Source organism: Amycolatopsis tucumanensis (genome assembly GCF_021654135.1).
In the GTDB taxonomy this organism is placed as follows: domain Bacteria; phylum Actinomycetota; class Actinomycetes; order Mycobacteriales; family Pseudonocardiaceae; genus Amycolatopsis_E; species Amycolatopsis_E tucumanensis.
Genome location: NZ_JAKGSD010000032.1, coordinates 22,238 through 46,860 on the forward strand (window position 1 = coordinate 22,238; position 24,623 = coordinate 46,860).

Genomic DNA, 24,623 nt, shown 5'->3' on the forward strand with positions numbered 1-24,623 from the left:
CCCTGGTATGACCGCCGTGGACGGACGCGGCGGGCGCGGTACCCGGATATCGTGCGACGAATGGGCCCCTCGCCATGGCGTTCGCGCGCCGCCGCCGTGCTGCCGGCCGTGCTCCTGATCGCGGTGGACGTCGCCGTCGGCGGGAACCTCCTGCGCGACGACACCGGCTGGCGGCTGGGCGGCTCGGTGGCCGTGGCGGTCGTGATCGGGCTGGCCGTGCTGGTCCGGCGGCGGTGGCCGGTCCCGGTGCTGGTGTTCGTGCTGGCCGTGTCGGTGGCGGCCGCGTTCCTCGGCGTGCTCTGGGATCCCTTCGCGGGCGCCGCGCTGGTGCTGCACGTCGTCGCGCTCGGCCGGGACCCGCTGCTGCCCCTGCTGGGCGCGTGCGCCGTCGCCGCGGTCGCCGGCTTCGCCGCCTGGTGGTATGTCCTCGGGGTGCCGCTGCTGGTCGCGGCGTGGGCGGCCGGGCGGGCGGCGCACGCGCACCGGACCCAGGCCGAGCGGCTGGAACTGCAGCGGCAGCACCAGATCCGCACCGACGAGCGCCTGCGCATCGCCAGGGAGCTGCACGACGTCGTCACCCACGGCATGGGCCTGATCGCGGTGAAGGCGGGCGTGGCCAACCACGTGGCTGAGTCCCGGCCGGACGAAGCCCGCGAAGCGCTCCGGATCATCGAGGAGACCAGCCGCGAAGCGCTCGGTGAGATGCGGCGGTTGCTCAGCGCGCTGCGGGACGACACCGAGCCGCCGGGCGAGCTCGCCGATCTGCCGCGGCTGGCCGAACGGGCGGCGCCCGCGGGGGTCGCGGTGGAGCTGGACGTCGACGCGCCGGACCTGCCGCGGCCGGTGGAGCTGGCGGCGTTCCGGATCGTGCAGGAGGCGGTCACGAACGTGGTGAAGCACGCCGCACCCGCGCGGTGCCGGGTGGTCGTGCGGGCGCACGCCGGCGAGGTGCGGATCGAGGTCACCGACGACGGCGCCCGGCAACGCGGACCGGTGCGGCCGGGCCACGGCATCGTGGGCATGTCCGAGCGCGCCGCGCTGTACGGCGGCGAGGTGACCGCGGAACCGTTGCCGGGCGGCGGTTTCCGCGTCGCGGCGTGGCTGCGCGCGTCGGCGGAGGTGCCCGTTGCCTGAGCCGCTGCGGGTGGTGATCGCCGACGACCAGGCGCTGCTGCGCGGCAGTTTCCGGTTGCTGGTGGACAGCGAACCGGACATGGCGGTGGTCGGCGAGGCGGCGACCGGCGCGGAGGCGGTCGAGGTCGTGCAGGCGGCGCGGCCGGACGTGGTGCTGATGGACGTGCGGATGCCGGGCATGGACGGCATCGCGGCCACGCGGCTGCTCACCGAGCGGGTGCCGTCCGCGCGGGTCCTGATCCTCACGATGTTCGACCTGGACTCGCACGTCTTCGACGCGCTGCGCGCGGGCGCGGCCGGATTCCTGCTGAAGGACACCCGGCCCGCGGACCTGTGCGCCGCCATCCGCGTGGTCGCGTCCGGTGAAGCGCTGCTGGCGCCCGCCGTCACGCGACGGCTGATCGCCGAGTTCGCCCGGACCACCGCGCCCCGCCCGGCCCTGAGCCGCGACCTCGACGTCCTCACACCGCGGGAGACCGAGGTGCTGACGCTGATCGCGCACGGGTTGTCGAACACCGAACTCGCCGAGCGCCTGCACCTCTCCCTGGCGACGGTGAAGACCTACATCGGGCGGCTGCTGGCGAAACTGCACGCCAGGGACCGGGCGCAACTGGTGGTCATCGCCTACGAAACCGGGCTCGTCACCGCGTCAGGAGCGCGGTCAGCGGAACCGCGGTGAGCCACGCCCAGCCGCCGAGGCCGACCACGTGCGCGGCCCGCCAGGCGAGCGGCGCGGCCCGCACCACGCGGCCCACCAGCAGCAGCTCGCACAGCCACCGCGCGCCCCAGAACACCGTCTGCGCCGCCAGCACGGTCGTGGCCAGCGCGCCCGGCGCGAGCAGCTCGTCGACCGGCCACAGCAGCGCGCCGAGGACCACGCAGGTCAGCCCGATGAACCCGGTGTGCAAGCCGACGACGAGCCGGGACAGGGGGCTTACCGCGACGAGACCGGCGGGCCACCCGAGCAGCCGCGGCAGCACGAGGTGCGCGAGCCCCAGCACGATCGCGACCACACCGGCCACACGCATCTGCAGTTCCAGCATCACGCCGCCTCGAACGCCGTCGCGGTGACCAGGGGCGTCCGCCGCACCCACGCGACGCGCGCGAGTCCCGCCCTTGCAGCGACGCGCTCCCACTCCGCGCGCGGGTAGAAGTGCCACGCGCCCGGCCCGAAGGCCAGCACGTTCGGCAGGTCGCGGTGGTGTTCCACCAGCACCAGCCGGCCGCCCGGCCGCAGCACGCGGCGCGCCTCGCGGAACAACGCCTCCCGCCCGGCCGGGGTGCGCAGCTCGTGCGCGGCGAGCACCGCCAGCACGACGTCGACGCCGCCGGTCGCCAGCGGGAGCGCCTCCGCCCGCACCGGCAGCGCCCTCGCCGGGTAGCGCCGGCGAGCCCGCCGGATCGACGCCTCGACCGGGCCGCGCGGATCGAGCACGTCCAGCACCACGCCGGCGGACTCCGGCAGGAGGGCGGGCAGCGTGGGCGAGACCTCGTCGAACCCGGCGGTGACCAGCACGTGCCGGCGCACCCGCGCGGGCAGCACCGGCCGCAGCCACGTCCACCGGTAGAGGCCGGAGACGTCGTAGACCCACCAGGACGCCGCCAGGCTCGCGACCGTGAACCACGCCGCCCCGGCGCGCGCCGGTTTCGGCAGCGGCGCCGCGGCGACCACCGCGCCGGCGAGCACCTTCGGCCAGTTGAACGCCAGGACCTGCGCGACCCCGCGCATCACCGGAGCTCACCCCGGTGCCAGCCGTAGTCCACATCGGACACGTGAAAAGCGTTGGCCAGCACGGCTCCGCCGAAACGCCCCAGGAAGGCGACCTCGTGCCGCGGAATGCCGACGGGTTCGGGTCGCCAGCCGCTGCGGAACGCCTTGACCACCACGATGCCCTCCTTGTCCGGCGAGAACGTGTACGGCAGCGGCCCGGCGAACCGCCGCGCGTCGGCCGGGGTGGCGAACACCTTGTCCCACAACGGTTCCCGCTCGCCGAGATCGGCGGTGACGTCGAGATCGCCCTGCCCGTCCCGCGACCGCACGGTGAACCGCAGCGTGTCGTCCTGCCGGGAGACCCGGGCCGCGCTGCGGTGGTAGTGGTAGCCGGTGAGGACGTTCCCGCCGAGCGCGAGCAGGGCGCGGTCGGTGTCGCTGCGCAGGATCCGCAAGCCGCGCATGGTCTTCCCGCCCGGGGTGCGCAGCCGCGCGAGGATGCGGTAGCCGGTCATCACCGAGCGGAACCCGAGCGGCGCGGGCAGGACCGACGGCCGCAGGTGCCGCAGCGCGACCAGGGCGACCGCCACGAAGGCGTGTTCGGCGCCGTCCGGGCCGGTGTAGGTGTCCAGGGTCAGCGGTTCCGGCAGCAGCGGCGCGACCTGCGAGGGATCGACGGCGTACGTGAGGACGAGGGAGTGGTCGAACCTGGTCCGCATGGGCAGCGGGTGCCGGTTCAGCACGGTCATGGACACCTCCGTACTTCCACTACGCCCCAGAGCATCGAGCGGTCGGGCGGGCCGGGATCCTCGCCGGGACGTGGTTCGCGGAACGAGCGGGACACCACCACTCCCCCTGGCCGCAGGGCGTGCCGCACGGCTGCGGCGAGCCGGGCCGCGTACCGCGCGTCGGGGCCGTCGAGGACGTTCGACAGGGAGATGCCGTCGTAGCAGCCGCGGGGCGCCTGTTCGAGGTGCTCGGCGACGTCGGCGTGGACGAGCGTGGCGGCGGCGCGGGTGTCGCGGGCGAGTTCGTCGTGTCCGGCGAGCAGCCGCCACGCCCACGGGTTGTCCGCAGGGGCGTGTGCGAGGCCCCGGCGGACGCGGGCGAGCAGCACGCGGTCGAGGCGCGGCGGGATCGCGTGCCGGAAGGCGGGCAGCAGGAGACCCAGCGGCGCGAGCCCGGTCGCGAGCAGGCCCTGGAGGCGGCGGGATTCCAGGAGCGCGACGGGATCGCCGTCGCGGAGGACCTCGTCGACGTGGCGCCAGCGGGGGTCGAGCACGCGGAGGGCGGCGCGCCCGGCGGCGAGCAGGCGTTCGGCCCGGCCAGTGGCCGCGGGGGCGCCGGCGAGGCGGTCCCGGCAGTAGGCCAGTTGCGCGGGGTTGATGTCCACGGCGGTGACGTCGTACCCGGCGCGCGCGAGCGCGGACACAGTCTCCCCGGCGGCCGCGATCGCGAGGACGCGCCCGCGGGGCAGGGCGCGGAGTTCGACGTCCGGGTCCTCGTAGCCCCAGCCGAACAGCAGGCCCCGCCGGCCCGCCCAGGGGTTCACCGGTGCCGCCGGAGTGCGACGAGCCAGGCCAGGACGAGCAGGACGACGTTGTGCAGCACCAGGTTCAGCGGTTCGGCGATGTGCCCGCCGCCGAAGGCGAGGCCACCGGCGTTGAACCCGGCGAGCAACGCGGTCTGCACGGCCGCGGCGGTGCGTGGCGCCCAGCCGGTCAGCACCCACCCGCCGAGGGCGACCTCGGCGAGACCGATCAGCAGGAGGACGACCCCGGCGGCCCCGCCGAGCACCGGCACGGACTCGACGATCGCCCGCTCGTCCGGCCGGGCGCCCAGCACCTTGGCGACGAGCCCTTCGTAGATCCACACGGCGGCCACCGCCCCCGGCGGCACCCATCGGGCCGCCCACTCCCCCACGCGCACGGGTCGACTCTAGATCTCGCTCGGGCTCAGGCGAGCGCGGCGGCCAGCAGGGCGAAGGCGCCGATGATGACGGCGACGCGGATGTAGTGGAAGCGGTCCCAGCGCTGCGACTGCTGCTTCCAGTCCGCGGGCCGGTTCTCCGGGGTCCACGTCTTGCTCTGGTTGTTGATCGGGACGAGCAGCAGGACCGACATGATCACGCTGACGATCAGCAGCGCGCCGGCGGTGATGACGAGGCCGGTGCCGTCCTGACTCCACCCGGCGATCGCCCAGACCGCGACGAGCGCGAGCGAGGTGAGGTACCAGACCGGCATCACGGCGCCGAGCATCCGGCCGCCGTGGGCGCGGCCGAGCAGGGTGCTCTCGTCCGACAGGCGGGCGAGGATCGGGTTGATGACGAAGGCGACCGAAAACTCCACCCCCACCATCACGCCGACGACGACGGTGGTGAGCACCTCGAGTGCGTTGAGCATGACTACTCCTCCGAGAACCTAGCGTTGCTAGCTGATGTGGCAACGCTAGCGCAACCATTGCTCGCTTGTCTAGCAGTGCTAGGATCGACTTGTGTCGGTACAGGAACGCAAGGAGCGCGAGCGGGCGAACCGGGAACGCCTGATCTTGGCGACGGCCCGCGAACTCGCCGAGCAGCAGGGCTGGGACGCGGTCACGACCCGCAGGCTCGCCGAGCGCATCGAATACAGCCAGCCGGTTCTCTACAGCCACTTCCGCGGCAAACGCGAGATCATCGGAGCCGTCGCGCTGGAAGGCGCCACCGAGCTGGCCACGGCGTTGCGGGCCGCGGCCGCCGCGGCGGACGGGCCGCGGGCTCGGGTCACCGCGATCGCCCGCGCCTACCTCGACTTCGCGGCCCGCCACCCGGCGGTCTACGACGCGATGTTCCAGCTCGACGGTGGCCTGGCGTTCGCGCGGGACGACACGCCGGAACCGCTGAAGGACGGCTTCGCCGCGCTGCTGGAGAACCTCGGCGAGGTCGCCGGCGACGGCGTGCACCCGGGGCTGTTCACCGAGGTGTTCTGGGCGGCCCTGCACGGGCTGGCGACGCTGACCCGGGCGGGACGGCTGCCGCCGGCGGACGCCGAGCGGCGGACGGAACTGCTGGTGGACCGGCTCGCCGTGTTCTGACGCCGGTCAGATCCCGAAGAGCGGCAGGCAGGGCGGCAGGTTCTCGATCGTCACCGGGATGTCGTCGCGCCACGCGTCGCGGCCGAGGCGCAGCCGGTGCTCGACGGCGAGCGCGTCGCGAACCACGTGCCGCGCGACGCCGTCCGGGCGGTAACCGAGCTTGCGGGAGACCGCGAGGGAGGCGGCGTTGTCCTCGAACGCGCCGGACGCGGCCTCCTCCGCGCCGAGGCCCGCGAAGGCGAGGTGCAGCACCGCGCGGCGCATCTCCGTGCCGATGCCCTGGCCCTGGTACCGGCGGCCCACCCACGAGCCGGTGTGGACCTCGCGGGTGATGGCGAACCGCTTCGCGCTGACGCTCTGCTGGCCGACCACCTCGCCGTCCCGGAAGACGACGAGGTCGAGGCCCCAGTCGTCCGGGCTCCACCGGCCCAGCCGGAGCCAGTGGAACTGCACGAGCGACCGCGCCACGAGCGCCGGTTCCTGGTCGGTCCACGGAACGAGGAACGGCATGCTGCCCGGCTCGTGCACCCCCTCCGAGGCGAGCTCAGCCAGCGCGGCGAGCTCCTCCGGCGCAGGCAGGCGCAGTTCGAGCCGCGGGGTCCGCACCCGCAGCGCGAGCAGAGGGAAGTGATCGGCCAGCATCGGCCCATCCTGGCAGAGGTCAGGACTACCCGAGGTGAGACGAATGCGCGGCGAGACCATCACGGTGCTGCGGCGAGGCGGCGAGCAGTGGTACATCGGCGTCGCCGCACTCGCTGTCGCAGTCCTGTTCGTCTGGGTGGTGACCGACGGCGTCTTCCGCGGCGATCCCTTCGGCAACGTCGCCGAACTCATAATCGCCACCGGTTGGGGGTTCTGGGGGCCGATCAGGTACCTGCAGGTCAGGGTCGAGGTCAAGCAGAGCGGTCTTGTCGTCCACAACTTCTTCACCCGGTACTCGATCCCGTGGGCAGCGGTGACCAGGCTGGAAGCTCAACCAGCTCTGCGAATCGTGTTGTCCGACGGCAAAGTCGTGGCACCGGGGACCGGCGCGGAATCGCTCGCCTCCACCATCCGCCACAACCGCACGCAACGCGCGATGCAGGAACGCATCGAGGCGGCACGACAGCGCGCACTGGACCAAACCTCGGCCGAGGTGGTGACGAAGCGGGTCTGGGCAGGCAACCTCGCCATCCTGGCCGGGGCCTACGCGGGCATGTTCGCCGTCGCGGGGATCGCCTGGCTCGTCAAGTAGATCACTCCCCCACGAAGACCATCTCCGGGTAGCGCGGCGACGGGCCGTCCAGCAGGTGGTCGTTCCGGTCGCGCAGCCACCGGTCGAAGAACGACGCCACGTACGCGCGCTGCGTGCGCACCGCGGTCGCCGGGTCGAGGGTGCCCAGCGGGACGCCCAGCTGCGGCACCAACGCCGCGGCATCGGTGAACGTCGCGTGTTCCGAGCCGAGCAACCGCAGCTGCGCCGTCCAGCCGTGCGTCGCCGCGCGGAAGGCTTTCCAGCCGGGGCCCGTGTCGGTCTCGCCGTCCTTGCCGACCAGCAGGAACGGCCCCCTCAGCCCCTCCGCGGCCGGCGGCATCAGGCTCCCGTCGAACCACGTCAGGTTCCCGTCCAGGTTCACCCCGGCCACCACGCGCGGGTCGGCGGCCATCGTCAGCGCCGCGGCCGCCCCGCCCATCGAGTGCCCGATCATGCCGACCCGGCTCACGTCCAGCCGCCCGGCCAGCGCGTCCAGCACGAACCGCGTGTCCGCGACCCGCACGTCGAGCGCCTTGCGCAGGAACGCGTCCGGATCACCGGGGTCGACCATGGTCCGCACCGAGCCGTCCGGGAACTCCACCTCCGGCGACTCCCACGTGTGGTCGATGCTGATCACGACGTACCCGCGGCTCGCCAGGTCCTCGGCCGTCGCGGTGCCCCACGTGCGCGGCTCCCCCAGCCCCGGTGAGTACACGACCACCGGCCGCCGCCCGGGCAGCGGCACGGCGTCGCGCCGCGCGTTGGTCCGCACGCCCGCCCAGTCCGCCGACGGCACGCCCAGTCCCAGCAGACCGTTCGCGGTGACGGCGTCGAAGTGCGCGGCGGCGCCGGGCAGCATGTACGGCGCCGCGCGCCCCGGGCCGGGCAACGCCGGGTAGTGCAGGCTGACCATCAGCTCCCGCGGCCCGCCGCGCCACGGATCGGTCCGCGACGCGTCCACGAGGTGCAACTCGGTCTGCCCCACCCGGTACGGGCCGGTGGGCCGCGGCAGCACGAGGTCCGTCGCCGCGGACGCGGGCACCACCGACGCGAGCAGCACCGCCACGGCGAGCACGAAGGTTCTCCGGATCATGCCGATCATGCTGCTCGGCCGCGCGTGGCACGGCATCCGGGAAAAACCCGGGTAGGTTCACACGGTGGCGGAACGCAGGCACGGCACCCCGGCTCCCGCGACCGGCTCGACGGTCACCGGTCAGGACTGGGAAGGCGCGCACCTCAGCGGCGAACGGCACGAGCGCGTCGCGTTCGTCCGGGCCGACCTGAGCGAGGCGGTCACCGAGGGCGCGGTCTTCACGGAGTGCACCTTCCGGGACAGCCGGTTCAACGCCTCCCGGCACACCGGCGCCGCGTTCCTGAACTGCACGTTCACCGGCTGCTCGTTCTTCGACGCCACCTTCACCGACTGCAAGACCACCGGCTCGATGTTCGACCGCTGCACGTTCGACCTGCTGACCGCCGAGGGCGGCGACTGGTCGTTCACCGGCCTGCCCGGCGCCGACCTGCGGCGCGCGTCGTTCAGCGGTGTGCGCCTGCGCGAGGCCGACCTGACCGGCGCCCGGATCGGCGGCACGGTGCACCGGTGCGACCTGTCCGGCGCCTGGCTGCACGCCGCCGATCTGTCCGGTTGCGACCTGCGGGGCAGCGAGATCACCGGGCTGAACCCGCTGGAGACCAAGCTCGCCGGCGCGACGATCGACCCCGAGCAGGCCCTCGTGCTGGCCGGCGCGCTCGGCGTGCGGATCCGCTGACCTCCGCGCTCACCCACAGCCGTCGTGGACGACCTCGATCGACCACGGCCGCTCCTGCGTGTGCAGGTTCCAGTAGTGCTCGGCGATGTCGTCCGGGTCGAACGCGGTGCCGGGCGCGACCGGCCCGGCGACGGTCACCGACGCGACGTGCACCCCGGCCGGCCCGTACCGCGCGTCGAGCAGGGCGACGAGCGTGCGAACGCCGGCCTTGCCCAGGGACAGGCTCACGTACTCCGGCTTGGGTTCCGGCATCCCGCCGGTGACGAGGATCGTGCCGCTGCCTCGTTCGGCCATCGCCGGAGCGACGTGCGCCGCGGCGGTCAGCGCGCCGACGACGTTCACCGCCCACGCGTCCAGCTGCGCCCGCGCCGGGAGTTCGCCCGGCGCGTCCGGCTGGATTACCGCCGCGTTGTAGACGAGCACGTCCGGCGTGCCGAACTCGGCGGCCGCCGCGTCCAGTGCGGCCCGCAGCGCGTCCTCGTCCGCGCTGTCGGCGACGAAGCTCCGCGCCCCGGGCATGGTCCGTTCCGTGCGCGCCACGAGCGCGATCGGCAGGCCCTCGCGCGCGAACCGCCGCGCCACCGCCTGCCCGATGCCCGGGCCCGCCCCGATGATCACCACTCCACTCATGCGGGCGACGGTAGAAGCCTGACACGGTGACAAGGTCAAGCTGCGCCGGGAACGGCTCACGACCTGACGCGGTCGCGAGCCGGTCCGGGCCGTGCGGTCAGTTCGTCACGCGCACGTAGTCGACGACGAGCTGCTGCGGGAACTTGGTGCTGCCGTCCGGGTCGCCGGGCCAGTAGCCGCCCACGGCGAGGTTGAGGATCAGGAAGAACGGGTGGTCGAACACCCACCGGTCGCCGCCGAGGTCGGCGGGCGTCCTGGTCTGGTAGAGCACGCCGTCGACGTACCAGCGGATCTGGTTCGGCGCCCAGTCGACGGCGAAGGTGTGGAAGCCGTCGGAGAAGTTCGGGCCGGAGTAGGCGGCGCCGATGCCCTCCGCGCCCGAGTAGCCGGGGCCGTGGATGGTGCCGTGCACGGTGTTCGGCTCGAACCCGACGTTCTCCATGAAGTCGATCTCGCCGCAGTTCGGCCAGCCGTTGGTGCCGATGTCGTTGCCCAGCGCCCAGAACGCCGGCCACATGCCCTGCCCGCGCGGCAGCTTCATGCGGGCCTCGAAGTGCCCGTAGGTCTGGGTGAACCGGCCCGCGGTGTTCAGCCGCGCCGAGGTGTACTCGCACGGTCCGTACCAGCAGTTGTAGCCGCCGGGGTTCTCGCGGCGGGCGGTGATCACGAGGTTGCCCTGGCCGTCGAGCGCCGCGTTGGCGGCGCCGGCCGTGTAGTACTGCCGCTCGTGGTTGTTGACGTTGTCCCCGGTCTCCAGCTGCCACTTCGCCGGGTCGACCGCGCTGCCCGCGGGGCCGTTGAAGTCGTCGTTGAACGTCACCGTGGCCGCCTGCGCCTGCGGCGCGGTGAGGGTGGCGGCGGCGACCAGTGCGGGGAGGAGGAAACGGAACCAGCTCGACATCTTCATCGACATCACGCCTTCCGGCCGTTTGTTGTGGGGAAGAACAAAGTAGCGTGGACTAGACCATTCCGACAAGGCGTCCGGGTGGGAACTTTCCACCCGGATCCCCTCGCGTGAGTGACCCGCGTGCGGGGGATCCAGCGTTTCCGCAGTTCCGGGCCGGGTAGCCGGGGCGCCTAGGAGGTGAGCCATGAACATGTTCGACAAGGCCAAGGACGCTCTGGGCAAGAACCCGGACAAGACGGACCAAGGGATCGACAAGGCCGCCGAGGCCGCCAAGGGCCGGTTCGGCGAGCACGCCGACAAGATCGACCAGGCGTCGCAGAAGGCCAAGGACTTCGCGCGCGGGCAGCAGGAGCAGCCGCCGCCGCAGTGAGGAAGTCCACAGTGGAATGAGTCCTTCGGGGCGAGGTCTTCGTCCCGAAGGGCTCTTCCCCTCATCGCACGCCGAGGAGGATGCTGGGCCGCGTGTCCAGACCCGACCTGAACCCGGTGGCCCTGCGCCCCGGCGTCATCGCCTTCCACCAGCCGCCGGGCGGCTGGTTCGTCAGCAACGCGGGGCTCGTCGTGGGCCGTGACGCGGCCTTGCAGGTCGACACGTTCGCGACCGAGCCGCTGAACCGGCGGCTGGAGACCGCGATCGACGCCTACCTCGCGCCCGGCACGCCCCGCACGGTCGCGCTGACCCACGCGCACGGCGACCACGCCCACGGAGCCGGCCGCCTGGCCGCGGCAGGCGCGACGGTGCTGGCCACTCCGCCCGCCGCGGGCGAGGTGCTGTCCGGCCCGCACACCTACGACATGCTTTTCAGCTGCGACTGGGGCGCCATCGACCCGCCCGCGGACATCTCCCCCGTCACCGAGCCGCGGACCCTCGACCTCGGCGGCACGTCGGTGGCGGTCGTGCCGGTGCCCGGGCCCGCGCACACGCACGGCGATCTGGTGGTGTGGCACGAGGAGTCGGGCACGCTGTTCACCGGCGACCTGCTGTTCCTCGGGGTCACGCCGCTGGCGATCTCCGGGTCCATCGCCGGGTGGCTGGAAGCGCTGACCTGGCTGGAAACGTTCGGCGCGGCCACGTACGTGCCCGGGCACGGCCCGGTGACCGCGGCGGCCGAGAACCCGGTGGCGGACGTGCGCGAGTACTTCGAGTGGCTGCGGGAGGCCGTCGCCGCGTCGGCGGACTACGCGGCGATCGAGGAGGCCGCCAGGGCGCGCTGGCCGGAGTGGGGCGCCGGCGAGCGGCACGGCGTCAACGCGCGGATCGCGTACGCGCAGGCGCACGGGACCGAGCTGGACTTCCCGGCCGGGGTCAAGGACCTGCTCACCAGCGCCGCCGCCCACGGCGAGCGGATGACCGAGACGGGCCTGATCCGCCTCGACATCTGACCCGCGGGCCTCACGCCCGCGGGCGCGAGTTCCGCAGTCGCGGGCGCGAGGCCTGCGCTCGTGGGCGCGAGTTCCGCGCACACGCCCGCGAGTCCCGCGGGTGCGAGTCCGACGCTCGCGGCGCGAGCCTCACGGCCGCGAGTCGCGCCCTCGCGGGCGCGAGTTCCGCGTTCGAGCCGGTGCGGTCAGCGGATCTTCTCGCCGTAGACGCGCTCGACCTTCAGCGTCATGAGCACCCGGCGGTCGGACACCATGACCTCGCGGTACTCGGCCCAGTCCGGGTGCTCGCCCGCGGCCTTGCGGTAGTAGTCGACCAGCGCCTCGACCTCGGGGCCGTGCGGGTCGGCGCCGGGACCGGTGAGGGTGACCGGGCCCTCCGCGGTCGCCCACGCCCAGCCGTCGGAGCTGGTGACCTCCAGCGCGGCGCGCGGATCGCGGCGGAGGTTGCGGGTCTTCGCCCGGCCCTCCGTCATGGACACGTAGATCACCCCGGCGTCGCGGTCGTAGTACGGCGTGACGGGCGACAGCTGCGGCAGGCCGTTGGACTTGATCGTGGCCAGTACGGCGATCCTGGCGTCGGCGAGCAGGTCGTGCGGATCGAAGGTCATGCTCCGATCATGCACCCTCACACTGATGTGAGGGTCAATCGCGCGCCCGCTCCTGCTGGAGCCGCCTTCGGCTACGCTGCCGTCCGTGCCCGAACAGACGTGGTCCCCCGATCCCGAGACGCCCGTCGTCGAGTACCGGTCCGGCCGATGGGTGTTCATCGGGGGGCTGGCCATGTTCGTCGTCTTCGGGTTGGTCGCCCTCTTCCCGGACATCGGGCATGCCTCAGGTTCGTCGAAGTCGAAGAACCTCACTCCGACCGCCGCGTCGTTCCTCTTCGGCGCGCTCGCGCTGGGCGGCCTGATGATCATGATCGGCTCCGTCCCCCGCATGCACCGCTTCGTCGTCGATCAGCGTGGACTGTGGTGGGGAGCCGGTCGCAAATCCGACCTGATCGCGTGGGAGGAGTTGCGTGCCGTGCGCGGACGGGAACCGCGCCCGCCGGTCAAGGGCGACCCGAACTCGAAGCCCGTGCTGCCGGCCCTCGTGTTCACCCCCGCGGACGGCCGTTTCGCGACCCGCCACAGCGCGCTGGTGAAACCCCTGCCGGACGCCGGTCCGGACGTGCAACTGAGACTGCCGAACTTCGCCACGGTCCGGCAGCTGACCCAGGAGATCGCCAGAGTCCGGCCGGACCTGCTCCGCTGACGCCCTTGGCAGGTCTGGCCTGCGATCGGCGTCATGAGCACCCCGCGTGAGGGCCGACGCGCGCTGGCGGGGCGTCAGTGGTCGTTCACGAACGGCCAGGCGCCGCAGCCGTAGCTGCACGCCGTGACGGTGAACTTCTGCCCCTCGGGCAGGTTGTAGACACCGCCGAGCGAAGCGCTCTTCGAGACGCAGCTGCCGCTCCCGCCGGTCACCCGGAACGAGTACCGCGTCGTCTCCCCGGTGCCGGGGCCGACCCACACCGTCGGGGTTTTGCCGTCCGCCTTCGTGTCGCAGGCGGAGATCAGGTCGCCGTGTTCCTCCACGTACACCTTGAAATCGCCGGACGCGCCGGACCAGACGTGGTCCCAGCCGTCGCCGGGCGGCACCGGGGCCGCCGAAGCCGTGCCCTGGAAGGCCAGTACCGCAAGTACACCGGACGACAGAGCCACCGCGGCGCGAATTCCCCTGTGGGACTTCATCGGATTTCCTCTCCTGCCGGAAGCAATGGCGCAGCCTAGCGCGACGTTGATCGAGACGACAAGAGGATCGTTCAACAATTGCTGGCGGAATCTAGGGGCGAGCCGCAAAGGGGTCGGGACTGGGGCATCGGGACTGGGGCAGGTGTGGGCAAGCCTGGGCTATCCGCGGCAGGTGTGGGCAAGCCTGGGCTATCTGCGGCAGGGGCGGCGAGCCTGGGCTATCCGCGGCAGGGGCGGCGAGCCTGGGCTATCCGCGGCAGGTGTGGCGAGCCTGGGCTATCTGCGCTGCGAGCAAGTGCTCTGTGTTCGGCCTGCTGCCCTCGGCACCATCACCGGCCAGGGCAGGCTGCAGGTCAGCCCGGGGCAACCTGCGCACACTCGGCGACAGCCTGCTGCCTCGGCACCATCGCTACGAGGCCGGGTACAGGCGTCCCATCAGTTCGAGGACCTCGTCGATCATCCGGCGCGCCTTCGCCTTCGACGACGCGGCCGCCACCTCGCGCCCCGCCTCCGTGGCCATCGCCGTCAGGCACAGCACCAGCATGTCCGACAGCGGCCGCGTGTGGCCGTTCACCAGCGTCGAGTTCGCGTGCAGCCACTCGCGGAACCGCTGCCGCGTCAGCAGCCCGAACCCGGCGGGCCCGCTGCCGGACAGGAAGATCCGCGCCAGCTGCCGCTCCTCCCAGCACCCCTCGAGGTACGCGCGGGTGCCGGCGATGAACAGCCGCAGCGCGTCCTCCTCCCCCGCGGCCAGCGCGGTCCGGAACGCGCGCGCCGACCGGTGCTGCTGCCGCCGTGTGTACTCGTCGTACAGCGTGATCCACAGGTCCGACTTCGCGGTGAAGTGGTGGTAGAGGCTGCCGATGCTGGCACCCGCCCGGTCGGCGATGTCGACGAGCTTGGCGTCCTCGTAACCGGAGGCGACGAACACCTCGCGGGCTGCGTCGAGCAGGGCGGCGCGCGTGATCTGCGCCCGCGTGCTCCCGGTGGTGGCCTCGGTCATACCCCGATTGTGCCGGACCGCACGGCTCGCGCCGGTCCCGGCGTGACGTGAGCCCCGCCGGGACGCGGCGCCCACCTCACGCCGCCGGCACGCCGTTGGCCGGCGCCGCCGGTTGCGGCTGCGTGTACGGCACCACCGGTCCGTCACCGTCGTCGGTGGTCAGCGGCGTGCCGGACAGCACCTGCTGCCCGCCGCGGATGGTCGAGATCTGCCCGCCGGTGTAGCCGGCGTGCGAGTCCGGCCCGTACCGGAACGGCACCAGCCCGGGCCCGGTGAACCCGCCCTTGTTCAGCGCGTCGATCAGCCCCTGCCGCGTCAGGTCCTTGCCCGCGGCCTGCAGCACCTGCGCGAACGTGTACGCGTACGACATCGCGTAGATGACGTTGCCGTCGAACGGCAGGTTCGGGATGTAGGTGTCGTGCACCTTCTTGAACAGCTGGATCCACGAGTTCTGCGCGTTGCCGCTCGCCGGCAGGTAGGCGCTGCTTACCAGCCCCTCGACCAGGTCGCTGCCCTTGACCGACGCGCCGCTCTGCTTGGCGAAGTTCTCCAGCAGCCCGGCCACCGTCACCGGGTCCGCGCCCACGCTCGAGGCGACCAGTTGCGGGTTGTAGCCCAGCTTCAGCGCGGTCAGCTTGAACAACGCGGTGTAGGCCGGGATCGTCTCCAGCACCACCACCTCCGCACCGCTGCGCGCGATCGCCGACACCTGGGCCGCGACGTCGGTGTTGCCCGGCTGGTAGGGCTGCCGCGACACGACCAGGCTCTGGTCGATGAACTTGTCCAGCCCCTTCATGCCGTCGGCGCCGAAGTCGTCGTCCTGGTAGAAGTAGGCGACCTTCTTGCCGGCGAAGTTCTTCGCGACGTAGTCGCCGAGGATCTTGCCCTCGACGGTGTAGTCGGGCTGCCAGCCGTAGGTGTAGGGGTTCTTGTCCGGCTGGTCCCAGCAGGTGCAGCCGGACGCGACGAACAGGTCCGGCACGCGCGAGCTGTTAAGGAAGTCCACGACCTTGGTGTGCGTCGGCGTGCCGAGCGCGCCGACCATCGCGAACACCTTGTCCTCCAGCACCAGCTGCTTGGTCAGGGTGACCGTGTTCGCCGGGTTGTAGGCGTCGTCGACGTACTTCAGGTTGATCTTGCGGCCGTGGATGCCGCCGCCGGCGTTGATGTAGTCGAACATCGCCTTCGCCGCGGGCCCCTGCTCGCTGTAGCCGGGCGCCGCGTTGCCGGTCAGCGGCAGGGTGCTGCCGATCAGCACTTCGGTGTCGGTCACGCCGGGCGTGCTGCCGCTACCCGAACCTCCACCGCCGCACGCGGTCAACGTGAGCGCGAGCGTCGCGGCGATCGCGACCGCCGCGCGCGGGCGTCTGGACAGGACCATCTCGTCTCCTTCAGTTCTTCCGGTTACGGCGGAGCAGGCGGCCGATCCGGCGCACCCCGGACTGGATGCCGCCGGGGAAGGCCAGGATGACCAGGATCAGCACCAGTCCATAAAGGACCAGCGGGATGTTGGCGTAGACCGCGCGCGGCAGGTCGGCCTGCTGCGCGAGGTCGGTCGACCAGTTCGGCAGCAGCGTCACGATCACCGCGCCGTACACCGCGCCGGCGAGGCTGCCGAGCCCGCCCAGCACGGCGGCGGTGAGCAGGGACAGCGACAGGGCCAGCGTGAACGCCCCCGGCGCGGCCAGGTTGTTGACGATCGCGAACAGGCCGCCGGCCAGCCCGGCGCACCCGGCGCTGACGCAGAACGCGAGGATCTGGGTGCGGGCGACGTGCACGCCGGACAGGGCCGCGGCGTCCTCGTCCTCGCGCACCAGCCGCATGTCGCGGCCGAGGCGGCTGCGGCTGAGGTTGGCCAGCAGGAACAACACGACCACCAGGCAGATGCCGCAGATCCAGGACTGCCACCGCTCCAGCGGGAAGGCCTCCCCGAGCGACAGCGGCGGCACCGGCGGGCTGACGATCAGGCCGTTCGCGCCGCCCAGCAGGTCGCGCAGGCCGTGGTAGTCGGCCAGCGAGGGCAGCCCGACGGCCAGCGCGAGCGTCGCCCCCGCCAGGTACGGCCCGCGCAGCCGAGCCGCGGCCACGCCGACCAGCGTGCCGACCAGCGCGGTGCCCGCGGTCGCGACGATCAGCACCGGCGCGAGGCTCCACTCGGCGTTCTCCAGCAGCAGCGCGGCCGTGTAGGCGCCGACCGCGACGAACGCGCCGTGCCCGAGCGAAATCTGTCCACTGAGGCCGGACAGCACGGTGAGCCCGGCGACCGCGATGGCCGTGTAGGCGATCTGGGCCAGCTGCAGGTTCGCGAACGGGTCCAGCGCGATCGACAGCAGCCAGAACCCGAGCAGCCCCAGCACCGCCCAGCACGCGTGACGCAGCAAAGTGGACCGTCGCCACAGCGGCGCCGTGGACGCCTCCCGCTGGGGCGCCTGCGTTTCCGTCATCGTCATACCCGCCGCCTCGCTCCCGCGCCGAACAACCCGTGCGGCCGCACCATCAGCACCACGATGAGCACGACCAGCGCGCCCAGCGTCACGATGTCCGGGCCCAGGTAGCCCGAGACGAAGCTGAGCACCAGGCCCAGCGCGACCCCGCCGACGACCGCGCCCGGCGGACTGTCCAGTCCGCCGATCACGGCGGCGGTGAACCCGAACACCAGCACCGCGTCGAACGCCGTCGGGCTGACGAACGTGCTCGGCGCGATCAGCACCCCGGCGACCGCGCCGACCACCGCGGCCAGCGCCCAGCCGACCGTCAGCATCCGGCCGACCCGCACCCCCAGCAGGCGGGCCACCTCCGGCGCGAACGCCGTCGCGCGCATCCGCAGGCCTGCCGAGGTCCGGCGGAACACCACCGCCAGCACCACCATCACGGCGAGCACCACGCCGACGATCCACAAGTCGTTGGGCGAGAACAGGATCTGTCGCCCGCCGGCCTGGAACCCGGCGATGGAGAACGCGGGCGGGTAGGACTGCGGGGTGCCGCCGAACACCATCCCGGCGACGCCCTGCAGCCCGACCAGCAGGCCGAACGTGACCACCACCGCGTCCAGCGGCGGCCGCTGCGCGACCGGCCGGATCAGCACCCGCTCCACGACGGCGCCGAGCACCAGCCCGGCGGCGATCGCGACGGCCAGCGCCAGCCAGTAGGACCCGCCGTGGCTGACCACGGTGTAGCCGAGGAACGTGGTGATCATCATCATCCCGCCCTGCGCGAAGTTCACGATTCGCGTGGAGCGCCAGATCAGCACCAGGGCCAGCGCGACCGCGGCGTACACCGCGCCGCTGGTCAGCCCGGCGAGCGTCAAGTCGAGGAACCGTCCCATCACATCTCCAGGTAGGCCCGGCGGACCCGGTCGTCGGCGGCCAGCCGGGCGGCTTCGTCGTCGGCGACCTTGCGGCCGACGTTGAGCACGACGGCGCGGTCGGCCACCGACAGCGCCGTGCCCGCGTTCTGCTCGACCAGCAGCAGGGTCAGGCCGGTTTCGGCGCGCAGGCGACGCAGCGTCGCGACGATCTGCGCGGCGGTGCGCGGCGCGAGGCCCAGCGACGGCTCGTCCAGCAGCAGCAGGTCGGGACGGCTCATCAGGGCGCGCCCGATCGCGAGCATCTGCCGCTCACCGCCCGACAGGGTCTCCGCGCGCTGGTGCCGTCGCTGTTCGAGCGGCGGGAACAGCTCGAACATGCGCGCCAGGCCGGTGCGCAGCCACGCCCGGTCCCGCCGCCACAGCCCGCCGAGGCGCAGGTTCTCCTCGACCGTCAGCTCGACGATCACGCCGCGCCCCTCGGGCACGTGCGCCACGCCCAGCCGGACCAGGTCCTCCGGGCCGTGCCGGGTGATGTCCCGGCCGCCGAGGCGCACCGAACCGGACTTCGGCCGCAGCAGCCCGGACAACGAGCGCAGCAGCGTCGTCTTGCCCGCGCCGTTCGCGCCGAGCACCGCGGTGATCGAGCCGCGCTCGACCGTCAGATCGATGTCGTGCAGCGCGCGCACCGGCCCGTACTCGGCGACGAGGCCGCTGACCTCAAGCATCGGCCGCCACCGCCTCGCCGAGGTAGGCGCGCTGGACGGCCGGGTCCTCCCGCACCTGGGCGGGCGTGCCGGTGGCGATCACCTCGCCGAAGTCCAGGACGACGAGCCGGTCGCAGAGGTTCATCACGAACTCCATGTGGTGCTCGACGAGCATGACGGTGGTGCGCTGCCGCAGCCCGCGCACGATGTCGGCGAGCTCGGTGATCTCGGTGGCGGACAGGCCGGCCGCGGGCTCGTCGAGCAGCAGCAGGCGCGGTTCGCTGATCAGCGCGCGGGCCAGGGCGACCCGTTTGCGGATGCCGTAGGGCAGGCTCGCGCACGGCCGCTGCGCGGCGTCGGCGATGCCGAACTGCTCGAGCATGCCCATCGCCTGGTCCCGCAGCCGCAGCTCGTGCCGCTCGGCCCACGGCGAGGCCAGCAGCGCGCCGACCGGGCCGGTGCGCGAGCGGTGGGTCGCGCCGGCGGCGACGTTGTCCAGCGCGCTGAGGTTGGGGAACAACCCGAGGCCCTGCAGGGTGCGGGCGATCCCCAGCCGGGTGAGCCGGTGCGGGCGGGGCAGGAGGCGGCGGCCGTCGAACGACAGCGCGCCGGAGTCCGGGCGGACGAACCCGCAGATCGTGTTGAACAGGGTCGTCTTGCCCGCGCCGTTGGGGCCGATGACGCCGAGCACCTCCCCTTCGGCCACTTCGAGCGAGACCGCCTGGAGGACCCGCAATCCGCCGAAGGACACGTTCAGCTCGTCCACTCGTAGCAACGGGGCTTGCTGCGCCATTTCTCGCGACCACCGCCTCTTCGCAGGTGTGCAAAAACAGAATCAGGTTCGGTTTGGAGGGACCGTACACAGCCTGGGGCGTCTTGCACAGCCCCTTCGGACAATCTGGTCAAGCGTGATCGAACAGAACCCAGTTCTGGACTTTTGCGGTGACCGGACCGCGTGCTATACCCGACGCGGGCGCCACGACGAGGTGGCGCACGAGCCCGGGGGTGCTCCCTTGCTGCGTGCACTGGTGCTGACCGCCGCGTGTGCGGCGTCGCTGCTCACCGTTCCGGCGGCGGTCGCGGCGCCGCCGCGGCTGACCGTCGAATCCGTCTCCAACCCGCACCCCGACCTGGTCAGCGGCGGGCAGGTGCTGGTGCGGGTGCCGGCCGCGCGGGACGTGCGGGTGACGGCCAACGGCCGCGACGTCACCGGCGAGTTCAAGCAGACCGGCGACACCCTGCTCGGCCTGGTCGGCGGCCTGCGGGACGGGACGAACGAAATCGTCGCGAGCGCGCCGGGCCGGGGACGCGCGAGCCTGCGGGTGACCAACCACCCGATCACCGGGCCGGTGTTCTCCGGACGGCAGCAGGAGCCGTTCTACTGCGAGACGCAGGCCTACGGGCTGCCGGCCGCGACGCCGCCGCTGTGCAGCGCGCCCACCCAGGTGAGTTACCAGTACCGCACGACCGGCGGGCAGTTCCGGCCGCTGGCCGATCCTGCGTCCCGGCCCGCCGATCTCGCGTCGGTCAACGGGATGCCCTACATCGTGCGGGTGGAACGCGGCACGATCGACCGCGCGGTCTACGAGATCGCCGCGCTCACCGACGGGACCGCGCCGTCACCGTTCACTGTGGAGCGCGGCTGGAACGAGCGGCTCGTCTACACCTTCGGCGGTGGCTGCAACTCCGGGTTCCACCAGGGCGCGTCGACCGGCGGTGTGCTGAACGACCTGTTCCTGTCCCAGGGGTACGCGGTCGCTTCGTCGAGCCTAAACGTGCTGGACAACAACTGCAGCCCGATCATCTCCGCGGAGGCGGCGATGATGGTCAAGGAGCACTTCACCGAGACCTACGGGCCGGTGCGGCACACGATCGGCTGGGGCGGGTCCGGCGGCGCGATCCAGCAGTACGACATCGCCGAGAACTACCCGGGCATCCTGGACGGCATCATCCCCGGCATCTCCTACCCGGACCCGCTGAGCACCGCCGGGCCGGTCACGGACTGCCGCCTGCTCAACCGGTACTTCGCCGGGGCGGGCAGCTCGTTCACGCCGGAGCAGCGGCTCGCGGTGGCCGGGTTCCACACCTACAGCACGTGCGTGTCGTGGGAGCAGACGTTCGCCAACCGCGCGACGGCGACCGGCAGCTGCACCCCGCTGCTGCCGGTGTCCGAGCGGTGGGACCCGGTGTCCAATCCGGACGGTGTCATCTGCAACTCCAACGAGCAGCTGGTGAACCAGCTCGGGCGTGATCCGCGAACCGGGTTCGTGCGCAGCACGCTGGACAACACCGGGGTGCAGTACGGCCTGTCGGCCCTGCGGTCCGGGCAGATCTCGGCGGCGCAGTTCGTGGACCTGAACGCCGCCATCGGCGGGCTCGACTACACGGGCGCCCCGGTTCCGGCGCGGAGCGCGGCCGATCCGAAGGCGTTGTCGGCGGCCTACCGGTCCGGGTTGTTCAACTCGGCGTCGCTCGGGTTGCGCACGACACCGATCATCGACCAGCGCACGGACCTCGACCTGGCCGGGTTCGGCGCCGACATCCACACCACGGAGTGGTCGTTCGTGATGCGGGAGCGGTTGCGGCGCAGCGGGGCGGCGGACAACCAGGTGATCATCGCGAGCCGGCCGGCGGACGCCGCGGTGGCGGCGGCTTACGAGCTGGACGCGATGGACCGCTGGCTGACGGCGATCGGGAACGACCGGTCGGGGCGCGGCGCGCAGCAGAAGGTGGTCGCGAACCGGCCCGCCGACCTGGGGGACGGGTGCTACGTGTCGGCGACCGAGCGCGTGCGGGAGCGGCTGACCTACCCGTCGAGCGGGCGGTGCGGTGAGCTGTTCCCGGTCGCGGCGAACACGCGTCTGGTGGCCGGGTCCGGGCTCGCGATGGACGCGCTGAAGTGCCGGTTGAAGCCGGTGGACTTCCGCGACTACCTGCCGGTCACGTTCACCCGGGAGGAGCAGCGGCGGTTGCGGGCGGCGTTCCCGGACGGGGTGTGCGACTGGAGCAAGCCCGGTGTGGGCGCGCGGAAGCCCGCCGGGGTCTGGCAGCGGTACTGATGACCGCGTCCGTCGACTTCGGGCGCCTGGTCCGGCGGCGGCCGTCCGCGGTGCTGCGGCCACGCTCGGCCGGGGAAGTCGGCGAGAGCGTTCGCACCGCGGCCGCGGACGGGGTGCCGGTCGCGGCGCGGGGACGGGGCCATTCCGGGTACGGGCAGGCGCTGACCGATGGTGTCGTGGTCGACATGTCGTCGCTGGCCGCGGTGCACGAGGTCGCCGAGGACCGGATCGTGGTGGACGCGGGCGCCGGCTGGGACGCGGTGCTCGCGGCGGCGTGGGAGCGCGGCCGCACGCCGCCGGTGCTGACCGACTACCTGAGGTTGTCCGTGGGCGGCACGTTGTCGATGGGCGGGATCGGCGGGACGAGTTTCCGGCACGGGCTGCAGACCGACACGGTGATCGCGCTGGAGGTCGTCACCGGTGACGGGGTGGTGCGGACGTGTGGCCCCGGGGACGAGTTGTTCGCCGCGGTGCTGGGCGGGCTGGGCCAGTGCGGGATCATCACGCGCGCGACGTTGCGGCTGGTCGCCGCGTCGCCGCGGATCAGCCGGCACGAGGTGGACTACGACACGGTGGCGGCCGCGGCGGCGGACCAGCTTCGGTTCGTCGAGGAGGGGCGGTTCGACTTCGTGCAGGGCCAGGTCCGCTTCGGCGAGGCGGGCAGGCGGGTGTTCCTGGAAACGGCCGCGTACTCCGGCGGGGATTTGTCCTATGTGGAGTTCCAGCACCGGTTGGACGCCGCCGAGGAGCTGCTGACCGAGACCGGGGCGTGGTTTCACCCGCACCCGTGGTGGAACTGCTTCCTGCCCGCGTCCACCGCCGTGGGTTTCCTGACCGCGCTGGTGGAGCGGCTGACGCCCGCGGACCTCGGGCCGGCGGGGTGCGTGTTGTTCTACCCGGTGTTCACCGGTGAGGTGCACGCGCCGCTGGTCCGCCTGCCTGCCGAGCGGATCGCTTTTCTCGTGGCGATCCTGCGTTTTCCGCCGGATGACGCCGATTTGGTCGCCAGGCAGGTCGCCGAGAACCGCCGCCTCTACGAGGAGGCGCGCGACCTGGGCGGGTTCACCTACCCGGTCGGCGCGATCCCCTTCACGCAGGCGGATTGGCGCCACCACTTCGGTTCGCGGTGGCCCGCGCTGTGCGGGTGGAAGTCGCGTTACGACCCGGCCGGCGTGCTGACCCCGGGGCCGGGGATCTTCTAGCTCTCGGCGAGTTTTTCCGCCACCCGCGCGAGGCCGCCGCGGATCATGCGCCCGTAGCCGTCGTCCTGGAGGGTGTCGATGACCGCCTCCGCCGCGGCGAGGTGCTCGCGTGCCTTGGCGAAGTCGCCGAGGCGGCGGTAGACGTCCGCGAGGTTGAGGTGCAGGGAGGGGAAGAACCCGTGCACCTCGGCGGGATCCGCGGCCTGCGCGACTTCGAGCGCACGGAGGTCCCAGAGCAACTCGTCGCGCGGCTCGTCCTGCCGGTCGGCGAGGAAGTGTGCCGCGGCGCAGCGGTCGACCGCCGAGCCCTCCTCCCAGAGCCGCAACAGGATGCGCTTCGCCTCGGCGGGTTCCTTGGTCATCGCCAGGGCGAGTTCTTCTCTCGACATGTCTCAACGATGCACCTTCGAGCACCTGGAAGGTCAAGCCGCGGCGCGGGCGAGTTCTTCAACGAGGTCATCGAGGTCCGCCTCCGTGGTGACTATCAGAATGAACCGCCTCCATGAGGAGGTCGCCAGCCCACTGGTCACGCCCTGCCGGCCATACCCTCCATGAAGTCCGCACCTCAGCAGCAGCGGTCGGCTGCACCCCAGCATCGCCGCAACCCCCAAGTCATCCCGACACCACGACCCGCGAGGTCAGACCCCACCAGCCAACCTCCCGACATCCCACCAAGATCCGCCTCCCGAGCAGGTCGCCAGCCGGCCAGTCGAAGTCCGCGGACATTCCCTCCATGAAGTCCATACCCCAGCAGCAGCGATCAGCCGCACCCCAGCATCGCCGCAACCCCCAAGTCATCCCGACACCACGACCCGCGAGGTCAGACCTTGTCGGTCAACTCCCCGACAACCCCCTCGAGATCCGCCTCCGCGGTGGCCACCGCGAGCCGCTCGTGGTCGTTCCACGGGAGGACCACCAGGGCAATCCGGTCGCACCTCACGACGACCTGCCGGGACGCACCGCCGTCCAGGACGTTGCTCACCCGCAGCGCCAGGCTCTGCAGCACCGCGGCCATCGAGGCCAGGTACTCGGCGTCGGTGGGGTCCAGGCCGGCCGAGTGGTCCAGCACCAGACCGTCGGCGGAGAGCAGCACCGCGTGCCGCACCTGTGGGAGTTCGCGGACGAGACCTTCGATGATCACGTGCCGATCGTGCTGGCCCCCTCACGCAGGCCTTTCCCGCGGACGCACCATGGCGTGGTGTATCGCGGCAGCCGCAGCCTGCGGGTCGTCGGCGTAGAACTTGATCACCCGCGCCTCGCCGGGCCGGCCCAGCGGGCGGGTGAAGGGCACCGGCCGGCTCAGCTCCAGCACGACGTTCGTCTGCCAGGACAACGCCACCGTGAACGTCTCGCCGTCCAGGTCGAACCCCGGCCTGCCCGAGTGGTCCTCGGTCCTGGCGCGCACCGCCGCGATCGCGCTCACCGGGACCCGCACGTCGAGGAACGCGCCGTACCGCACGCGGACCTCGTCCGCCGACACCGAGTGCGGGTACACGGTGATCGAGCAGAGCAGGCCGACCACCAGCAACAGCGAGTACAGCTCGACCGCCGCCAGGACGAGGTGCACCACGATCCCGAACCCGACCAGCGCGAACAGCAGCCCCTCGACCACGGTCAGCACGACGAACACGACGAGCAACGGCCGCTGCGCCCGCGAATAACCGGCCGCGACGGCGCAAGGCGCAAGCGCTTTCCGCCGCCGCAAGGCGAGTCCGATGGACGCGAGCAAACGGCGCTCGTTGCGCAGGTAATGCCCTACCCCCATGATCCCGACG

30 protein-coding genes and 1 pseudogene are annotated in these 24,623 nt (G+C 72.4%); 10 read left to right on the plus strand and 21 right to left on the minus strand.

Going from position 1 to position 24,623, the window contains the following annotated elements; genetic code table 11:
• Positions 1–60: 60 nt before the first annotated feature.
• Together L2C96_RS27355 and L2C96_RS27360 are read left to right on the plus strand one after the other, a co-directional pair.
• Positions 61–1,134 carry a sensor histidine kinase gene (locus L2C96_RS27355; RefSeq protein WP_020416691.1) on the plus strand — a complete coding sequence of 358 codons (1,074 nt, stop codon included), beginning with the start codon at positions 61–63 and terminating at the stop codon, positions 1,132–1,134.
• A complete protein-coding gene (locus L2C96_RS27360) occupies positions 1,127–1,813 on the plus strand; it encodes a response regulator (protein WP_039791221.1) in 687 nt (228 codons plus the stop codon). Before L2C96_RS27355 ends, L2C96_RS27360 begins: the two co-directional genes overlap by 8 nt.
• Here L2C96_RS27360 and L2C96_RS27365 read toward each other — a convergent pair.
• Genes L2C96_RS27365 through L2C96_RS27390 form a run of 6 tightly spaced genes read right to left on the minus strand, consistent with a single transcriptional unit; the run spans position 1,776 to position 5,247 of the window.
• On the minus strand, positions 1,776–2,177 hold the full coding sequence (locus L2C96_RS27365; protein WP_237338287.1) for a hypothetical protein: 402 nt from the start codon (positions 2,175–2,177) through the stop codon (positions 1,776–1,778). The two genes, L2C96_RS27360 and L2C96_RS27365, sit on opposite strands and share 38 nt — an antisense overlap.
• Positions 2,177–2,863, minus strand: a complete 687-nt coding sequence (locus L2C96_RS27370; protein ID WP_237338352.1) for a class I SAM-dependent methyltransferase — start codon at positions 2,861–2,863, stop codon at positions 2,177–2,179. Before L2C96_RS27370 ends, L2C96_RS27365 begins: the two co-directional genes overlap by 1 nt.
• Positions 2,863–3,594: a DUF2071 domain-containing protein gene (locus tag L2C96_RS27375; protein WP_237338288.1), complete on the minus strand. Its 732-nt coding sequence runs from the start codon at positions 3,592–3,594 to the stop codon at positions 2,863–2,865. The genes L2C96_RS27370 and L2C96_RS27375 overlap by 1 nt, the downstream gene beginning before the upstream one ends.
• On the minus strand, positions 3,591–4,397 hold the full coding sequence (locus tag L2C96_RS27380; protein ID WP_237338289.1) for a BtaA family protein: 807 nt from the start codon (positions 4,395–4,397) through the stop codon (positions 3,591–3,593). Before L2C96_RS27380 ends, L2C96_RS27375 begins: the two co-directional genes overlap by 4 nt.
• A complete protein-coding gene (locus L2C96_RS27385; protein WP_237338290.1) occupies positions 4,394–4,774 on the minus strand; it encodes a DoxX-like family protein in 381 nt (126 codons plus the stop codon). Before L2C96_RS27385 ends, L2C96_RS27380 begins: the two co-directional genes overlap by 4 nt.
• Positions 4,775–4,800: 26 nt before the next feature.
• Positions 4,801–5,247, minus strand: coding sequence for an anthrone oxygenase family protein (locus tag L2C96_RS27390; protein ID WP_237338291.1), 447 nt, complete (start codon positions 5,245–5,247; stop codon positions 4,801–4,803).
• 91 nt (positions 5,248–5,338) lie between these two features.
• Here L2C96_RS27390 and L2C96_RS27395 point away from each other — a divergent pair, with 91 nt between their 5' ends.
• Positions 5,339–5,917 carry a TetR/AcrR family transcriptional regulator gene (locus L2C96_RS27395; RefSeq protein WP_020416683.1) on the plus strand — a complete coding sequence of 193 codons (579 nt, stop codon included), beginning with the start codon at positions 5,339–5,341 and terminating at the stop codon, positions 5,915–5,917.
• A 6-nt stretch (positions 5,918–5,923) separates the two neighbouring features.
• Here the strand turns inward: L2C96_RS27395 and L2C96_RS27400 are convergent, their stop codons facing one another.
• Complete coding sequence (locus tag L2C96_RS27400; RefSeq protein WP_237338292.1) at positions 5,924–6,559, minus strand: GNAT family N-acetyltransferase; 636 nt, start codon at positions 6,557–6,559, stop codon at positions 5,924–5,926.
• A gap of 43 nt (positions 6,560–6,602) precedes the next feature.
• On the opposite strand from L2C96_RS27400, the gene L2C96_RS27405 reads away from it, so the two are divergent.
• Positions 6,603–7,151, plus strand: coding sequence for a PH domain-containing protein (locus L2C96_RS27405; protein WP_237338293.1), 549 nt, complete (start codon positions 6,603–6,605; stop codon positions 7,149–7,151).
• A 1-nt stretch (position 7,152) separates the two neighbouring features.
• Here L2C96_RS27405 and L2C96_RS27410 read toward each other — a convergent pair whose 3' ends face one another.
• The gene (locus L2C96_RS27410) at positions 7,153–8,244 is read right to left on the minus strand and encodes an alpha/beta hydrolase family protein (protein ID WP_237338294.1); all 1,092 of its coding nucleotides are present in this window, start codon (positions 8,242–8,244) and stop codon (positions 7,153–7,155) included.
• Between the two features lie 64 nt (positions 8,245–8,308).
• Between L2C96_RS27410 and L2C96_RS45195 the strand changes: the two genes are divergently transcribed.
• On the plus strand, positions 8,309–8,920 hold the full coding sequence (locus L2C96_RS45195) for a pentapeptide repeat-containing protein (protein WP_020416680.1): 612 nt from the start codon (positions 8,309–8,311) through the stop codon (positions 8,918–8,920).
• Between the two features lie 9 nt (positions 8,921–8,929).
• On the opposite strand, the gene L2C96_RS27420 is transcribed toward L2C96_RS45195, so the two are convergent.
• Positions 8,930–9,550, minus strand: a complete 621-nt coding sequence (locus L2C96_RS27420; protein ID WP_237338295.1) for an SDR family NAD(P)-dependent oxidoreductase — start codon at positions 9,548–9,550, stop codon at positions 8,930–8,932.
• A 100-nt stretch (positions 9,551–9,650) separates the two neighbouring features.
• Positions 9,651–10,451 (minus strand): annotated as a pseudogene (locus L2C96_RS27425) (glycoside hydrolase family 16 protein); the annotation flags it as partial.
• A gap of 190 nt (positions 10,452–10,641) precedes the next feature.
• Between L2C96_RS27425 and L2C96_RS27430 the strand changes: the two are divergent.
• Positions 10,642–10,827: an antitoxin gene (locus L2C96_RS27430; protein ID WP_237338297.1), complete on the plus strand. Its 186-nt coding sequence runs from the start codon at positions 10,642–10,644 to the stop codon at positions 10,825–10,827.
• Between the two features lie 92 nt (positions 10,828–10,919).
• Positions 10,920–11,840, plus strand: coding sequence for an MBL fold metallo-hydrolase (locus L2C96_RS27435; protein WP_237338298.1), 921 nt, complete (start codon positions 10,920–10,922; stop codon positions 11,838–11,840).
• Between the two features lie 185 nt (positions 11,841–12,025).
• Here the strand turns inward: L2C96_RS27435 and L2C96_RS27440 are convergent, their stop codons facing one another.
• Positions 12,026–12,448 (minus strand): PPOX class F420-dependent oxidoreductase, encoded by a 423-nt coding sequence (locus tag L2C96_RS27440; protein WP_237338299.1) that lies wholly within the window; start codon positions 12,446–12,448, stop codon positions 12,026–12,028.
• Positions 12,449–12,533: 85 nt separating this feature from the next.
• On the opposite strand from L2C96_RS27440, the gene L2C96_RS27445 reads away from it, so the two are divergent.
• Positions 12,534–13,094 carry a hypothetical protein gene (locus tag L2C96_RS27445; RefSeq protein ID WP_237338300.1) on the plus strand — a complete coding sequence of 187 codons (561 nt, stop codon included), beginning with the start codon at positions 12,534–12,536 and terminating at the stop codon, positions 13,092–13,094.
• Positions 13,095–13,168: 74 nt separating this feature from the next.
• Here L2C96_RS27445 and L2C96_RS27450 read toward each other — a convergent pair whose 3' ends face one another.
• From L2C96_RS27450 to L2C96_RS27480, 7 genes are all read right to left on the minus strand, one after another.
• Positions 13,169–13,573 carry a hypothetical protein gene (locus tag L2C96_RS27450; protein ID WP_148085687.1) on the minus strand — a complete coding sequence of 135 codons (405 nt, stop codon included), beginning with the start codon at positions 13,571–13,573 and terminating at the stop codon, positions 13,169–13,171.
• 409 nt (positions 13,574–13,982) lie between these two features.
• Positions 13,983–14,576: a TetR/AcrR family transcriptional regulator gene (locus L2C96_RS27455; RefSeq protein ID WP_017981298.1), complete on the minus strand. Its 594-nt coding sequence runs from the start codon at positions 14,574–14,576 to the stop codon at positions 13,983–13,985.
• Positions 14,577–14,652: 76 nt separating this feature from the next.
• On the minus strand, positions 14,653–15,957 hold the full coding sequence (locus L2C96_RS27460) for an ABC transporter substrate-binding protein (protein WP_237338301.1): 1,305 nt from the start codon (positions 15,955–15,957) through the stop codon (positions 14,653–14,655).
• Between the two features lie 10 nt (positions 15,958–15,967).
• Positions 15,968–17,020: a branched-chain amino acid ABC transporter permease gene (locus L2C96_RS27465; protein WP_237338302.1), complete on the minus strand. Its 1,053-nt coding sequence runs from the start codon at positions 17,018–17,020 to the stop codon at positions 15,968–15,970.
• Between the two features lie 2 nt (positions 17,021–17,022).
• Positions 17,023–17,901 (minus strand): branched-chain amino acid ABC transporter permease, encoded by an 879-nt coding sequence (locus tag L2C96_RS27470; RefSeq protein ID WP_237338303.1) that lies wholly within the window; start codon positions 17,899–17,901, stop codon positions 17,023–17,025.
• The gene (locus L2C96_RS27475) at positions 17,901–18,608 is read right to left on the minus strand and encodes an ABC transporter ATP-binding protein (RefSeq protein WP_237338304.1); all 708 of its coding nucleotides are present in this window, start codon (positions 18,606–18,608) and stop codon (positions 17,901–17,903) included. The genes L2C96_RS27470 and L2C96_RS27475 overlap by 1 nt, the downstream gene beginning before the upstream one ends.
• Positions 18,601–19,380: an ABC transporter ATP-binding protein gene (locus L2C96_RS27480; RefSeq protein WP_027935657.1), complete on the minus strand. Its 780-nt coding sequence runs from the start codon at positions 19,378–19,380 to the stop codon at positions 18,601–18,603. Before L2C96_RS27480 ends, L2C96_RS27475 begins: the two co-directional genes overlap by 8 nt.
• A gap of 220 nt (positions 19,381–19,600) precedes the next feature.
• Between L2C96_RS27480 and L2C96_RS27485 the strand changes: the two genes are divergently transcribed.
• Both L2C96_RS27485 and L2C96_RS27490 read left to right on the plus strand, forming a co-directional pair.
• Positions 19,601–21,646 carry a DUF6351 family protein gene (locus tag L2C96_RS27485; protein WP_237338305.1) on the plus strand — a complete coding sequence of 682 codons (2,046 nt, stop codon included), beginning with the start codon at positions 19,601–19,603 and terminating at the stop codon, positions 21,644–21,646.
• Positions 21,646–22,848: an FAD-binding protein gene (locus L2C96_RS27490; RefSeq protein ID WP_237338306.1), complete on the plus strand. Its 1,203-nt coding sequence runs from the start codon at positions 21,646–21,648 to the stop codon at positions 22,846–22,848. The genes L2C96_RS27485 and L2C96_RS27490 overlap by 1 nt, the downstream gene beginning before the upstream one ends.
• Here the strand turns inward: L2C96_RS27490 and L2C96_RS27495 are convergent.
• From L2C96_RS27495 to L2C96_RS27505, 3 genes are all read right to left on the minus strand, one after another.
• Positions 22,845–23,237 (minus strand): hypothetical protein, encoded by a 393-nt coding sequence (locus L2C96_RS27495; RefSeq protein WP_237338307.1) that lies wholly within the window; start codon positions 23,235–23,237, stop codon positions 22,845–22,847. The genes L2C96_RS27490 and L2C96_RS27495 overlap by 4 nt on opposite strands.
• A gap of 431 nt (positions 23,238–23,668) precedes the next feature.
• The gene (locus L2C96_RS27500) at positions 23,669–23,989 is read right to left on the minus strand and encodes a roadblock/LC7 domain-containing protein (RefSeq protein WP_237338308.1); all 321 of its coding nucleotides are present in this window, start codon (positions 23,987–23,989) and stop codon (positions 23,669–23,671) included.
• A gap of 21 nt (positions 23,990–24,010) precedes the next feature.
• On the minus strand, positions 24,011–24,613 hold the full coding sequence (locus tag L2C96_RS27505) for a hypothetical protein (protein ID WP_063710135.1): 603 nt from the start codon (positions 24,611–24,613) through the stop codon (positions 24,011–24,013).
• Positions 24,614–24,623: the final 10 nt, after the last annotated feature.